We start from the raw sequence: 12,923 nt of genomic DNA, 5'->3' as shown, positions 1-12,923 counted from the left end.
ATTTTTGAGGCCTTCGCCGTACCGATTTGAGTGGGCGTTTCCGCTGTGGGAGCCGCTCTCCGTGTCGGTGAGGCGGCATTATAGGGAGGTCTGAAATTCTGGCAAGGGCTTTTTTGAGGTTTTTTATGAAAAACGGTGCGTTCGATTACTTTTCGCCCAAAACTGCATTAAAGTGCATTGAAACGAACAAGAATTGCACTCTTTTCCGCATCAAGATAGTCTGTTTTCAATCATCCTTATTTGGAATTCTCTATGTCTTCTGTACTTCGCAGCTATAAAGGTATCTTTCCAACAGTAGGTGAACGCGTTTACCTCGACCCTTCTTCTGTATTGGTTGGCGATATTACTCTTGGTGATGACGCAAGCATTTGGCCTTTGGTTGCTGCACGCGGTGACGTTAACCATATCCGTATCGGTCAGCGGTCTAACATTCAGGATGGCTCTGTTCTTCATGTCACCCATAAGAATAAAGAGAATCCGGAAGGCTATCCGCTGATCATTGGTGATGACGTGACTGTCGGGCACAAAGTCATGCTACATGGCTGCACCATTGGTAATAAAGTGCTGGTCGGCATGGGAGCGATTGTTCTCGATGGTGCAGTAATAGAAGATGAAGTCATGGTGGGTGCGGGCAGTTTGGTCCCACCTAGTAAACGCTTAGAGTCTGGTTTTCTCTATGTGGGCAGTCCGGTAAAACAAGCGCGCCCTTTGAAAGAAGCAGAACGCGCTTTTTTGCAGAAATCGTCTGATAACTATGTTGTCACGAAAAATGAGTACATCGCAGAGCTCGAGGGTTAACGCACCCAGATCTCACCGGACGCATTGAAGTCTTCCTCTTCAATGGCTTCTTCTGCTAACTCTTCCAGATCGAAGCGATTTCCGGCAAACGCTGCCAGAATCGCTTCTTCTGTATTCAAAGCTACTCGCTCTCTCTTTTCCAGATCAGCTATTGAGATAAAGCAGGCAATCAGGGAGCCAGCTTGCTGCGCATCAAAGCGGACAGCGCGTTTTTCAGTATCGACCTGTTGTAGGTCAGGGAAAAGGATGTTCTGGTTCATCTGTACTTCATCTATTCAGCAAGATTACGACGAAGCTCTCTCAGCACCTGTCCAGTTCCCGGCCTGATACCACGCCAAATCGTAAAACTCTCCGCCGCTTGTCCCACCAGCATACCCAATCCGTCAATCACACGGGCGGCACCGTTATCCAGAGCCCACTGGTTACTACTGGTCACGCCTGAACCATATACCATGTCGTAAACTACAGTTTGACTGCCAAACACGGTCGCTGAAATTTGTGGGTGTTCTCCTGAAAGGCTGGCAGATGTGGAATTCACCACCACATCAAACTCTCCTTCCAGCGATTCAAAGCTGGTTGCCGACACACTGCCATTATCTGCAAATAGTGATGCCAGCATCTCGGCTTTACTTGCAGTGCGGTTAGCAATCACCAGTTGAGCGGGCTCGTGAGCCAGTAAGGGAAGGATCACTCCCCTTGCAGCGCCACCTGCACCAAGCAGTAAGATTTTAGCGCCTTCGAGTTGGACATGGTGACTCAGCAGATCCTGCACCAGGCCTTCCCCGTCTGTGTTATCGCCGAGAATGCCGCCATCGTCGAGCTTTTTCAGTGTGTTGACCGCGCCAGCGAGCTTAGCCCGCTCGGTCAGCATAGTGGCCAACTTGAACGCCTCTTCTTTAAAAGGCACAGTGACATTACATCCTTTGCCGCCAGTGTTAAAAAAGGCAGTTACCGCTTCCTCAAAACCACCGATTGGCGCTTCGAGCGTTTCATAATTCATTGCCTGCGCAGTCTGGCGCGCAAACAAGGTGTGTATAAAAGGGGACTTACTGTGTGAGATCGGGTTGCCGACAACGACATATTTATCCACGACTTTGTTTTCCTTGAATTACCATTCCCTTGGTTTCAAAAACTCTGTGTAGAGCTTCTCTTCAGCAGATCCCGGCTCAGGCTCGAATCCATACTCCCAGCGCACCAGTGGTGGCATAGACATCAGGATTGATTCTGTCCGTCCGCCGCTTTGCAGACCAAACAGAGTGCCACGATCGTAGACAAGATTAAACTCAACATAACGCCCACGGCGATAAAGTTGGAATTCGCGCTCACGTTCACCGTAAGCGGTATCTTTGCGTTTCTCCACGATCGGGAGGTAAGCATCGAGGTAACCTTCACCCACGGCTTTAATGTAATCGAAAGACGCGTCGAATCCCCACTGGTTCAAATCATCAAAGAAAAGACCGCCGACACCACGGGTTTCGTTACGGTGAGGCAAGAAGAAATAACGATCACACCAGGCTTTGTGCTCAGCATAAACATCAGGGCCAAAGGGTGCGCAAATAGACTTCGCCATCTGGTGCCAGTGTACACAATCTTCTTCTACCGGATAGAAAGGCGTAAGATCAAAGCCACCACCAAACCACCAAACCGGGGCTTCCCCTTCTTTTTCGGCAATGAAGAAACGGACATTGGCATGGGAAGTCGGAATATTCGGGTTTTTCGGATGCACCACCAAAGACACACCCATGGCTTCAAAGCCCCTGCCTGCCAGTTCAGGACGGTGCGCCGTCGCCGAGCCTGGCATTTTGTCCCCAAACACGTGGGAGAAGTTCACGCCAGCCTGCTCAAATACATTGCCATCGCGAAGCACCCGGCTTTTACCACCACCGCCCGCGGGTCTTTCCCAGGCATCTTCCTCAAATGTCGCGCCGCCGTCTTCTTTTTCCAGCGCCGCACATATCGTGTCCTGCAACGACAACAAAAAACGCTTAACCGCCTCTTTATCAACCTGCTGAGGAAGGTTCTGATTCTCCACGTGATTTCCTTGTACTTTTATTTAGCCCTGACGAAGCACCTTACCAGAACGCGCATCTCGGATCTCGGTAGGCTTGTCACGTCCGCCAATTTTTCCTTCTAAAACATTCGGCACACGGCTACCCAATTGCTCTACCACTTCCGCCACACTGCGACACGGCTCTTCACCGCTGAGGTTGGCACTGGTTGAAGTGATGGGTTTGCCATAAGAAAGACACAGCTCGCGGACATCCGGATGATCGGAAACGCGTACAGCGACAGTATCAAACTGCCCAGTCACCCAATCGGTGATCTTCTTGCCTGCCGGCATCACCCAAGTGACAGGACCCGGCCAGGTAGCCAAAACCTCGGCTTTCACCTCTTCGCTCAGGCTATCGAAGTCAATGTATCCTTCTAACTGGGAAAGCTCTGCCGCGATCAGAATGAGGCCTTTGGCCTTATCACGCTCTTTTACATCTAAAAGCGCCTGCACAGCGGCTGGGCTGTCCGGGTCACAACCCACACCAAATACCCCTTCTGTGGGATATGCGATAACTTCCCCGCGCGCCAACGCTGCCACGCATTGCTTAACATTCGCCAATGCTCTTCTCCTGCCTCTACCCGAAAAATTCGGCTTACTATGACCAACTTTACCCGAAGTTCTCAACACTTTTGTCACAAATCGAAACAGACTTTCTATCAGCCCCGTTTATATCAGGTATCCAAACAGCAGCAAACAGACTGACGCAAACGTTTTCCTTGCTGCTTTTTGCCGATATAATGCGCCCACTTTCCATGTTTCAGCAGTTAACGAGCATTTACAGGAGTTACTATGAAAGTCGGCATCATCATGGGTTCTAAGTCAGACTGGCCAACCATGAAAAACGCAGCAGATATGCTGGATCACTTCGGCGTTGCCTACGAAACCAAAGTGGTTTCCGCCCACCGCACTCCTGGCCTGCTCGCAGATTATGCCAGCGAAGCTGCTTCACGTGGCCTGAAAGTGATTATTGCCGGCGCAGGTGGCGCTGCTCACCTACCTGGGATGACCGCTGCATTTACCAGCCTTCCTGTACTGGGTGTACCGGTTCAGTCAAAAGCACTGAAAGGGATGGATTCGCTACTTTCTATCGTTCAAATGCCAAAAGGTGTGGCAGTCGGTACGCTGGCGATTGGTGATGCGGGTGCCGCGAATGCTGGTCTGCTTGCAGCGCAAATCTTGGCGACCAATGATGCAGAGCTGATGGAAAAAGTCGACGCATTCCGTCAGAACCAAACAGACACCGTTCTCGCTAACCCTGACCCATCGGTAGATTAATCATGAATGTGCTGGTTCTCGGTGCCGGACAGCTGGCACGTATGATGGCGCTGGCAGGTGCCCCCCTAAACCTGAAGATTAGCGCGTACGATGTGCGAAGCGGCAACCTTGTACATCCGGTCACGCTGGAAGTACTTGGGCAAGGTCTGGAAAACGGAATTGCCGATGCGGATGTGATTACTGCCGAGTTTGAACACATCGCGCCGGACGTACTGGACGTCTGTCAGGCCAGCGGTAAGTTCTACCCGGGTGAAACCGCCATCCTGACTGGTGGTGACCGCCGCCTGGAAAAAGCATTGCTGGATAAAGCTGGTGTAGCCAATGCCCGCTATCAGGTGATTGAATCGCGAGAAGATTACGATTCAGCAGTCGCCAACATCGGCCTGCCTCTCATCCTGAAAAGTGCCCTTGATGGCTATGATGGCAAAGGCCAGTGGCGCTTAAAGCCTGACTCGGACATCGAAGCAGTCTGGCAGGATATCGACCAGTTCCTCAAAACCTCTCCGCAAGGTACGCGCCAGTGTGTGATTGCCGAAGAATTTGTGCCATTTGACCGCGAAGTGTCATTAATCGGTGCGCGCAATGCCAAAGGTGATTTGGAAATTTACCCACTGACCGAGAATATCCACACCAACGGTATCTTGAGCGTGTCGGTGGCAGCCGGTGACAATGATGCAGTTCAGGCTCAAGCTGAAGCCATGTTTAAAGCAGTGGCAGACACACTGGATTATGTCGGCGTACTGGCGATTGAGTTTTTTGATGTCGGCGGCAACCTCAAAGTGAACGAGATTGCGCCGCGCGTACACAACTCCGGTCACTGGACACAGCAAGGTGCTGAGGTCTGTCAGTTTGAGAACCACCTGCGCGCTGTCTGTGGCTTACCACTTGGCAGTGCCAAACGCATCCGTCCGACTGCGATGATCAACATCGTCGGTGAAGTGACTGTCCCGACGGATGTCATGGGACTGGCGCATGTGCATTGGTACGACAAAGCGCCGCGACCAGGCCGTAAAATTGGGCACATTAATCTGTCCGCAGAGAGTGCAAAGGCGTTGGGTAAAGCACTTCAGGAAGTTGCCAAACACTTGGACGACGCTGAGTTTCCAGCCCTTCAAAGTGCCACAGAAACATTAAGCTGAATGAGCTAAGCCCAAAACGAGAAAAGCCGCTGATAGCGGCTTTTCTTTTTTCTAATACCAAACACGTCGACTTTGGGTCATTGCCCCTGTTTGTGTTGACACTTTTTATCCGCGCAAACTTTCACGATGCCCGCCGCCAGTTTTTTCTCCAGCAGCAGCGGATATCCGCAAACCTCACAGTTGCCCTTGATAGGCTTAAGGTTCACGGCGAATTTGCATTTCGGGTAAGCATCACACGCATAAAAGGCTTTACCAAAACGCGATTTCTTCTCGTGCAGTTTTCCTTTGCGGCACTCAGGACAGTTGATGTCCATGGTCTCCGCTTCCGGTTCCTGATCGCGCTTTTCGATATGTTGGCATTCCGGATACGCCGAGCAGCCGATAAACATGCCGAAGCGTCCTTGGCGGAGCACCAACTCGTTGCCACATTCTGGGCAAGGCATACCAAGCTCTTTCACTATGTGTCCGTCATTGTGGTTCAGTGACTCGATGAAATCACAAGCCGGGTAGCCAGTACACGCCTTGAAAGGGCCGCGTTTACTGTGCTTGATAACAAGAGCGCTGCCACATTTAGGGCAGCGCTCTTCATTTTCCAGCGCATGTTCATGGGCGCTGAACAGGGAATCGTCAATTTTTCCAGCCAAAACAGACCAGCCTCAAATCAGTGAAGGTATTCATCTTCCGCTGTGCTGTAGAGTAACTCTTCCATTTGATCGTACGCGCGCTCGTTGCCGGGCACGTTAAACAGCACCATCAGGATCACCCATTTCAGATCTTCCAGCACAAATTCCTGCGTATCGAGCTCCATAACACGGTCAACGACCATTTCACGGGTTTCAGGGCTCAGTACACTGATTTGTTCAAGGAAAGTCAGAAAACCTCGGCTCTCGGTATCCAGTCGATCCATCTCTTTTGGGGTATAGATACGAACAGAAGTGAGCGCGCCGCCAGTAAGGTATGGGGTTTTGTCGGCGTCTTGAAGTAGCGCCAGCTTTTCAAGCCAGTTCAGCGCTTTGTATATATCGTCTTGATGAAATCCAGCTCTGGAGAGTTCATCAGCCAGTTCGTCCTGATCCACCATCAACTCAACATCGCTGTGGATATAGGTTTCAAACAGGTACATTAAGATGTCCATCATGGCTATCCCCTCCTCGTTCTGACATAACCACCGGGTACCGCTGTTACCAGCCCCTGTAGCTCAAGTTCTAACAACTGCATCATGATTTCGTGAACGGGTTCATCGCAGATTTCTGCAAGCACATCGACACACCTTGCTTCATTTCCTACGTTAGCCAACAGTTCAGGAAATGGCAATTCTTCTTGCAAAACTTGGGCCTGAGCGACCTCCAACTGGTGGTTTATTGCACAGCCGGCCAATGCGCCAACCTGCTCTAAAATCTCGTCCACCGACTCCACCAGAAAAGCGCCCTGCTTTATCAAGCCGTTACTGCCTTTCGCATGTGGGTTATGGATTGAACCCGGTAAAGCAAAGACATCCCGCCCTTGTTCAAGCGCCAGCCTAGCGGTGATCAGCGAACCACTCTTCATTGCCGCTTCCACCACCATCACTCCTGTAGATAGACCGCTGATAATGCGATTTCGTCTCGGGAAAAATGCCGGTTTTGGCGGCGACCAGGGCCAAAGCTCTGACACCAGTGCGCCATTCTCCCTGATATCGTTAGACAGTTGACGGTGTCGGGCAGGATAAATCTTCTCAAGCCCCGAGCCCAACACGGCAATGGTTTTCCCTTTGCCATCGAGTGCGCCGCGATGAGCGCGGCCATCAATACCTAGCGCCAAACCGCTGGTCACGACGACATCGTGAGCGGCAAGCTCTTTGGCAAAAGCATGGGCCAGTGACAAGCCATCGTTGGATGCATGACGACTGCCAACCATCGCGAGCTGCGGCAGTGACAGTATATGGGGATCGCCGTCGACAAATAAAAGAGGGGGTGCACCACTGATTTGCTTTAACAGATAAGGATAACGGGAATCGGTCAGCGAGATGATGTGCCTGCCCGGTGCTGATGCCCAGGTCAGGCATTTGTCGATAATGGAAAAGTCAGGTTGTCGCAGCGCCTGAATCTGAGCAGGTTTGAAGCCAAGTGCTGCTAGCTCGATGTCCTCCAGCGCATCCAGTTTGTGCGGTGGGTACCGGCTGATGATCTTACTGACCGCCTGACTGCCGAGGCGGGGAACGGCGGCGAGCCTAAGCCACCACTCAAGCTCGCGAGACATCTTATCCTTCCGCTGCGATAACCGGCATATCCGCTTTCAGTGGCTTATCGGCTTCCACCACCATGGCAAGACTGAAGAAAGGATAGCTGCGGATAACCAATAAAGTGCCTGCCGATGTTGATGGCAAAACTTTCACCACATCGCCGCCACCGTTGTCGATATCGCTGTCGTAGCGCATCTCACCCTTAGTGCCTTTCATTGCCACACCCGGCACCACCACCGAAAGGGTATGCCCTTCATTCAGGCCGTCCTGTTCGCCCAGATCGACCACTACGATTTGACGGTGTCCAACATAGTTGCTGCCGTAAAGGTGTCCGACCATTCTGCCCTCAACACCCTCAGGCGCGGGTTTAGGGTGGAAAATCTCTCCGGTTTTCGCACCAAGCGCAGGCAATAGAATATCGTTAGGTTTGATTTCCTGATTTTGGCGGGTCAGCGTCATCTCAGCAATATCATCGAGTGAGCGCACCAGCTTGGCTTCCCCGACTTTCTTGAGGCTTATCATGCGAACCATCGCATCACCCTTTTCCCGCTGGAAATCCGTCACAGTGCGGTAAATAAACCACTCTTCCGTGTCTAAAGACTTATCAACAAAAAACGGCGTGCGTTTGGAGATATAACTCCATCCTTCCTGCGTGCCCAATACTCGCGGAGCGAGCAAATACTCACGCTCATGAATGAGGGTGTCATAAGTCAAGAACTGGCGCAGAACCGATGGCGAAGTGCTGTTGATAGGGGTTGAGTCGGTACGGTTAGCCCCTGCCGTATAAGAAAGCACAGGTTTGCCATCAAGCCAGCTCAGGCGAAGTTTGTCGCCCGGATAGATAAGATGAGGATTTTTGATTGCCGGATTGTGTTGCCAAAGCGTCGGCCAGTGCCAAGGTTTTTCAAGATACAGGCCCGCAATATCCCAAAGGGTATCGCCTTTTTTTACGGTATAGTTTTCAGGCGCATCAGCGCTCAAACGCACTTCTGACGCAGCTATCACGCCTGGCAGCCCCAGCGCCAGACAAAAAATGATAAGCTTTTTAAACATCCCTTGTCTCCAAAAGCGTACTTTCGATTTGGATGCTGTCATTTGAATAGCAAAATGTCTAGAATTAGCCCAATTACCGAAGCCGGATACGGCGCAGTTCAACATATTTAAGAGACGTTTATGAGTGTATTACAGGTTTTGACCTTCCCGGACGATCGCCTACGCACGGTGGCGAAACCGGTAGAAAGCGTCACACCAGAGATCCAGACCATTGTTGATGACATGCTGGAAACCATGTACGACGAAGAAGGCATTGGCCTTGCTGCGACTCAGGTCGACATCCACCAGCGTATCGTTGTGATTGATATTTCAGAAACCCGCGATGAGCCGATGGTGCTGATCAATCCGGAAATCATCGAGAAACGCGGTGAAGACGGCATCGAAGAAGGCTGTCTGTCTGTTCCTGGCGCTCGCGCACTGGTTTCCCGCGCATCAGAAGTGACGGTTAAAGCACTGGATCGCGACGGCAACGAATACCAATTCGAAGCGGATGACCTTCTGGCTATCTGTGTTCAGCACGAACTGGACCACCTTGAAGGCAAACTGTTTGTTGATTACCTGTCGCCCCTGAAGCAACAGCGCATCAAACAGAAGCTGGAAAAAATCAAACGCGCTAACCAAAAAGCCAGCTGAGGTTTCCTTGAGCGACTCATTGAAAATCGTATTTGCCGGTACGCCGGATTTCGCCGCCCGTCATCTGGCGGCGTTGTTGTCTTCACACCATGAGGTGGTAGCGGTCTATACCCAGCCTGACCGCCCGGCGGGCCGTGGTAAGAAATTGACTGCCAGCCCAGTCAAACTGCTGGCGCAGGAACACAACATTCCTGTTTATCAGCCAGCAAGCCTGAAAGCGGAAGACGCGCAGCAAGAGCTAGCTGCCATTGGTGCTGACATCATGGTCGTAGTGGCTTATGGCCTGCTACTACCTAAAGTGGTGCTAGACACACCTCGCCTTGGCTGTATCAATGTTCACGGCTCTATCCTGCCGCGCTGGCGTGGCGCTGCGCCTATCCAACGCTCAATCTGGGCGGGCGATGCAGAGACAGGCGTCACCATCATGCAGATGGATGAGGGTCTGGATACCGGCGATATGCTGAAAATCGCAACCCTGAACATCGACACCAAAGAAACCAGTGCCACGCTTTATGAAAGATTGGCGGAAATGGGCCCTGAAGCCTTGGTAGAGTGTCTGGGCGATATCGCTTCTGGCAAAGCCGTTGCTGAAAAGCAGGACGATGAGCTTGCCAACTACGCGAAAAAGCTCAGCAAAGAAGAAGCGCAAATCGACTGGACCATGAGCGCCGACGCGATTGAACGTTGCATCCGCGCCTTTAACCCATGGCCGATGAGTCACTTCTCTGTGGCGGATAACAACATCAAAGTCTGGGATGCCGAGGTCGAAGCAGAAGACAGCGGCAAAGCGCCGGGCACCATTTTGTCGGCCGACAAGAAAGGTATCCGGGTGGCTACCGGAGAAGGCGTATTGCGCCTGACATCCATCCAGCCACCAGGCAAAAAAGCCATGAGCGCGGCAGACATTCTGAACTCCCGCCGCGATTGGTTTGAACCTGGCACCCAACTGTAATTGAGAAGGCCAGCTTGCTGGCCTTTTTTAGTGGCTCGCATTCACGAGAGCAAACACTGAGGTATATTCATGAACGTTAGAGCTGTCGCTGCACAGGTTATTTATCAGGTTGTCGACCAAGGACAATCCCTGTCAGCCGCCCTGCCGCCCGCCCAACAAAAAGTCGCCCCGCGCGATGGCGCCCTGCTGCAGGAGATCTGCTACGGCGTGCTGCGCTGGTTGCCGCGTCTCGAATCCATCACTCAATCTCTGATGGACAAGCCACTCAAAGGCAAGCAACGCGTTTTCCATCATTTGATTTTGGTCGGCCTATACCAGCTCAACTACATGCGCATTCCAGCCCATGCGGCAGTTGCTGAAACCGTGAATGCCACCAAGGTACTGAAAAAGCCTCAACTCCGCGGCCTTATCAATGCCGTGCTACGTAATTACCAACGCAATCAGGAAGCTTTAGATACAGCCGCTGTCGCGCACGACGCGGGTAAATACGGTCACCCAGGCTGGTTGTTGAAACTGCTACAAAAAGCCTACCCAAGTGAGTGGGAGCAGGTGGTTGAAGCCAACCATGAAAAGGCACCAATGTGGCTGCGTGTAAACCGCACCCATCACACCCGTGATGCTTACAAAGCCCTTTTGGATGAAGCAGGCATTGAGACCGCAATCCATCCTGAAGCAGAAGATGCACTGAAACTGGCGACACCTTGTGATGTCACTGCCCTCCCTGGCTTTTCAGAAGGCTGGGTCTCCGTGCAGGACGCTGCTGCGCAGCTGTCGGTCGATTACCTTAAACCTCAGGCTGGCGAGCTCATCCTTGATTGCTGCGCCGCACCAGGCGGAAAAACTTGTCACATCCTGGAGCACGAACCAACAGCAAAGGTTGTTGCAATGGATGTGGACGCAACCCGTCTTACCCGAGTGGAAGAAAACCTCAAACGCCTGAAGCTCGACGCGCAGGTGATTTGTGGTGATGCCCGCACTCCCGGTGAGTGGTGGCAGGGTGAGCAGTTTGATCGTATTCTGCTCGATGCACCTTGTTCAGCTACCGGTGTTATTCGCCGCCACCCGGATATCAAGTGGCTTCGCCGCGCCGATGACATCGATCAGTTAGTGTCGCTGCAGTCTGAAATTCTTGATGCAATGTGGGCGCAGCTGAAATCTGGTGGTACGCTGGTTTATGCGACCTGCTCGGTCACCCCGCAGGAAAACGCAGAGCAGGTGAAAGCTTTCCTCGCCCGCACGTCAGGTGCGACATTGGAAACCGGCTCACCAGAGCAACCGGGCCGACAAATCCTGCCCGGTCAGGAAAACATGGATGGATTCTATTACGCCGTCCTCAAAAAAGCGTAATGGAGTCAGCGCGGGCAGCAACCACTGCCCGCGATAACAATAAAAATTGAACCGAGGTTCACGCAGACGTTATGAAAATCATCATCTTGGGGGCTGGACAAGTCGGTGGCACACTGGCTGAAAACTTGGTGGGCGAAAACAACGACATCACCATCGTCGATAAAGACCCCGAGCGACTCAGGGAACTGCAAGACAAATACGATCTCCGCGTCATCCAAGGCTACGCCAGCCACCCTTCCACCTTACTGGAAGCTGGCGCACAGGATGCTGACATGCTGGTTGCGGTCACCAACTCGGACGAAACCAACATGATTGCCTGTCAGGTTGCCTTCACTCTGTATAACACGCCGAACCGTGTTGCCCGTATCCGAAGCCCGGAATACCTCGCTACCAAAGACCAACTTTTCCAGACCGATGCTTGCCCAGTTGAATATCTGATTGCCCCGGAAGAGCTGGTGACCCAGTACATCCAGCGTCTGATTGAATACCCTGGCGCACTGCAGGTGGTGAACTTTGCCGATAACAGAGTCGGCCTGGTTGCGGTCAAAGCGTATTACGGTGGTCCACTGGTAGGTAATGCGCTGTCTGCACTTCGCGAACACATGCCGCATGTGGATACCCGCGTGGCGGCTATTTTCCGTCGTGACCGCCCTATCCGCCCACAAGGCACGACCATTATCGAAGCAGATGATGAAGTCTTCTTCGTGGCAGCAAGTAACCACATCCGCTCGGTGATGAGTGAACTTCAGCGCCTTGAAAAACCTTACAAGCGCATCATGATTGTCGGCGGTGGTAACATCGGTGCAGGTCTCGCACGAAGCCTTGAACGTTCTTACAGCGTGAAGCTGATTGAACGCAACCCACGACGCGCTGAGCAGCTTTCGGAAATTCTCGAGAACACCATCGTCTTCTGTGGTGATGCCGCGGATCAAGAACTTCTGAGCGAAGAGCATATCGACCAGATTGACGTGTTCATTGCGGTCACCAACGAAGATGAATCCAACATCATGTCAGCCATGCTGGCCAAGCGCCTTGGCGCTAAAAAAGTGATGGTGTTGATTCAACGCGGTGCTTACGTGGACTTGGTGCAGGGCGGTGCGATTGATGTGGCGATATCGCCGCAGCAAGCTACCATTTCAGCGCTGCTGACCCACGTGCGTAAAGCGGACATCGTGAATGTGTCATCGCTACGCCGCGGCGCAGCAGAAGCGATTGAAGCCATCGCTCACGGAGATTCCAACACGTCGAAAGTGGTGGGGCGCGCCATCGGCGACATCAAACTGCCACCGGGTACCACCATTGGTGCGATCGTAAGGGAAGAGGAAGTCCTGATCGCCCACGATAAAACCGTTATTCAGCAGGACGATCACGTAGTGATGTTCTTGGTGGATAAGAAATATATTCCGGATGTGGAAAGGCTGTTCCAGCCAAGTCCATTCTTCCTCTAAAGAT

At 52.2% G+C, this 12,923-nt stretch carries 15 protein-coding genes; 7 read left to right on the top strand and 8 right to left on the bottom strand.

Going from position 1 to position 12,923, the window contains the following annotated elements; translation table 11 throughout:
• Positions 1 to 252 precede the first annotated feature (252 nt).
• On the top strand, positions 253 to 798 hold the full coding sequence (locus tag D515_RS19210; protein WP_002540862.1) for a gamma carbonic anhydrase family protein: 546 nt from the start codon (positions 253 to 255) through the stop codon (positions 796 to 798).
• On the opposite strand, the gene D515_RS19205 is transcribed toward D515_RS19210, so the two are convergent.
• Genes D515_RS19205 through tsaC form a run of 4 tightly spaced genes read right to left on the bottom strand, consistent with a single transcriptional unit; the run spans position 795 to position 3,409 of the window.
• A complete protein-coding gene (locus D515_RS19205) occupies positions 795 to 1,058 on the bottom strand; it encodes a DUF1488 family protein (RefSeq protein ID WP_002540861.1) in 264 nt (87 codons plus the stop codon). The genes D515_RS19210 and D515_RS19205 overlap by 4 nt on opposite strands.
• Positions 1,059 to 1,069: 11 nt before the next feature.
• Positions 1,070 to 1,888 (bottom strand): shikimate dehydrogenase, encoded by an 819-nt coding sequence (gene aroE, locus D515_RS19200; protein WP_002540860.1) that lies wholly within the window; start codon positions 1,886 to 1,888, stop codon positions 1,070 to 1,072.
• An 18-nt stretch (positions 1,889 to 1,906) separates the two neighbouring features.
• Entirely contained in the window at positions 1,907 to 2,830 is a 924-nt protein-coding gene (gene hemF, locus D515_RS19195) for an oxygen-dependent coproporphyrinogen oxidase (RefSeq protein ID WP_002540859.1), read from the bottom strand.
• 21 nt (positions 2,831 to 2,851) lie between these two features.
• Entirely contained in the window at positions 2,852 to 3,409 is a 558-nt protein-coding gene (gene tsaC, locus D515_RS19190) for an L-threonylcarbamoyladenylate synthase type 1 TsaC (protein ID WP_002540858.1), read from the bottom strand.
• Positions 3,410 to 3,640: 231 nt separating this feature from the next.
• On the opposite strand from tsaC, the gene purE reads away from it, so the two are divergent.
• Both purE and D515_RS19180 read left to right on the top strand, forming a co-directional pair.
• Positions 3,641 to 4,126, top strand: a complete 486-nt coding sequence (gene purE, locus D515_RS19185; protein ID WP_002540857.1) for a 5-(carboxyamino)imidazole ribonucleotide mutase — start codon at positions 3,641 to 3,643, stop codon at positions 4,124 to 4,126.
• Between the two features lie 2 nt (positions 4,127 to 4,128).
• A complete protein-coding gene (locus D515_RS19180) occupies positions 4,129 to 5,265 on the top strand; it encodes a 5-(carboxyamino)imidazole ribonucleotide synthase (protein ID WP_002540855.1) in 1,137 nt (378 codons plus the stop codon).
• Between the two features lie 77 nt (positions 5,266 to 5,342).
• Here D515_RS19180 and D515_RS19175 read toward each other — a convergent pair whose 3' ends face one another.
• Genes D515_RS19175 through D515_RS19160 form a run of 4 tightly spaced genes read right to left on the bottom strand, consistent with a single transcriptional unit; the run spans position 5,343 to position 8,539 of the window.
• Positions 5,343 to 5,909, bottom strand: a complete 567-nt coding sequence (locus D515_RS19175) for a DNA topoisomerase family protein (protein WP_002540854.1) — start codon at positions 5,907 to 5,909, stop codon at positions 5,343 to 5,345.
• A 17-nt stretch (positions 5,910 to 5,926) separates the two neighbouring features.
• On the bottom strand, positions 5,927 to 6,403 hold the full coding sequence (locus D515_RS19170) for a DUF494 family protein (protein ID WP_002540853.1): 477 nt from the start codon (positions 6,401 to 6,403) through the stop codon (positions 5,927 to 5,929).
• A 2-nt stretch (positions 6,404 to 6,405) separates the two neighbouring features.
• On the bottom strand, positions 6,406 to 7,503 hold the full coding sequence (dprA, locus tag D515_RS19165) for a DNA-processing protein DprA (RefSeq protein ID WP_002540852.1): 1,098 nt from the start codon (positions 7,501 to 7,503) through the stop codon (positions 6,406 to 6,408).
• A 1-nt stretch (position 7,504) separates the two neighbouring features.
• Positions 7,505 to 8,539: a LysM peptidoglycan-binding domain-containing protein gene (locus D515_RS19160; RefSeq protein ID WP_002540851.1), complete on the bottom strand. Its 1,035-nt coding sequence runs from the start codon at positions 8,537 to 8,539 to the stop codon at positions 7,505 to 7,507.
• A 120-nt stretch (positions 8,540 to 8,659) separates the two neighbouring features.
• Here D515_RS19160 and def point away from each other — a divergent pair, with 120 nt between their 5' ends.
• From def to trkA, 4 genes are all read left to right on the top strand, one after another.
• Positions 8,660 to 9,172 (top strand): peptide deformylase, encoded by a 513-nt coding sequence (def, locus tag D515_RS19155; protein ID WP_002540849.1) that lies wholly within the window; start codon positions 8,660 to 8,662, stop codon positions 9,170 to 9,172.
• Between the two features lie 7 nt (positions 9,173 to 9,179).
• Complete coding sequence (gene fmt, locus D515_RS19150; protein ID WP_002540848.1) at positions 9,180 to 10,124, top strand: methionyl-tRNA formyltransferase; 945 nt, start codon at positions 9,180 to 9,182, stop codon at positions 10,122 to 10,124.
• A 69-nt stretch (positions 10,125 to 10,193) separates the two neighbouring features.
• On the top strand, positions 10,194 to 11,471 hold the full coding sequence (rsmB, locus tag D515_RS19145) for a 16S rRNA (cytosine(967)-C(5))-methyltransferase RsmB (protein WP_002540847.1): 1,278 nt from the start codon (positions 10,194 to 10,196) through the stop codon (positions 11,469 to 11,471).
• A gap of 71 nt (positions 11,472 to 11,542) precedes the next feature.
• A complete protein-coding gene (gene trkA / locus D515_RS19140) occupies positions 11,543 to 12,919 on the top strand; it encodes a Trk system potassium transporter TrkA (protein ID WP_002540846.1) in 1,377 nt (458 codons plus the stop codon).
• Positions 12,920 to 12,923: the final 4 nt, after the last annotated feature.

It is taken from the genome of Grimontia indica (assembly GCF_000333895.2).
Lineage (GTDB): Bacteria > Pseudomonadota > Gammaproteobacteria > Enterobacterales > Vibrionaceae > Enterovibrio > Enterovibrio indicus.
Note: the sequence above shows the minus strand (reverse complement) of the source record. Positions and strands in the feature narration are given on the sequence as shown.

What these genes read in the sequence shown, in the direction of transcription:
- D515_RS19170 (WP_002540853.1), bottom strand. Translation starts at nt 6,403, where the DNA reads ATGATGGACATCTTAATGTACCTGTTTGAAACCTATATCCACAGCGAT.
- dprA (WP_002540852.1), bottom strand. Translation starts at nt 7,503, where the DNA reads ATGTCTCGCGAGCTTGAGTGGTGGCTTAGGCTCGCCGCCGTTCCCCGC.
- D515_RS19205 (WP_002540861.1), bottom strand. Translation starts at nt 1,058, where the DNA reads ATGAACCAGAACATCCTTTTCCCTGACCTACAACAGGTCGATACTGAA.
- D515_RS19160 (WP_002540851.1), bottom strand. Translation starts at nt 8,539, where the DNA reads ATGTTTAAAAAGCTTATCATTTTTTGTCTGGCGCTGGGGCTGCCAGGC.
- def (WP_002540849.1), top strand. Translation starts at nt 8,660, where the DNA reads ATGAGTGTATTACAGGTTTTGACCTTCCCGGACGATCGCCTACGCACG.
- trkA (WP_002540846.1), top strand. Translation starts at nt 11,543, where the DNA reads ATGAAAATCATCATCTTGGGGGCTGGACAAGTCGGTGGCACACTGGCT.
- D515_RS19210 (WP_002540862.1), top strand. Translation starts at nt 253, where the DNA reads ATGTCTTCTGTACTTCGCAGCTATAAAGGTATCTTTCCAACAGTAGGT.
- rsmB (WP_002540847.1), top strand. Translation starts at nt 10,194, where the DNA reads ATGAACGTTAGAGCTGTCGCTGCACAGGTTATTTATCAGGTTGTCGAC.
- D515_RS19180 (WP_002540855.1), top strand. Translation starts at nt 4,129, where the DNA reads ATGAATGTGCTGGTTCTCGGTGCCGGACAGCTGGCACGTATGATGGCG.
- purE (WP_002540857.1), top strand. Translation starts at nt 3,641, where the DNA reads ATGAAAGTCGGCATCATCATGGGTTCTAAGTCAGACTGGCCAACCATG.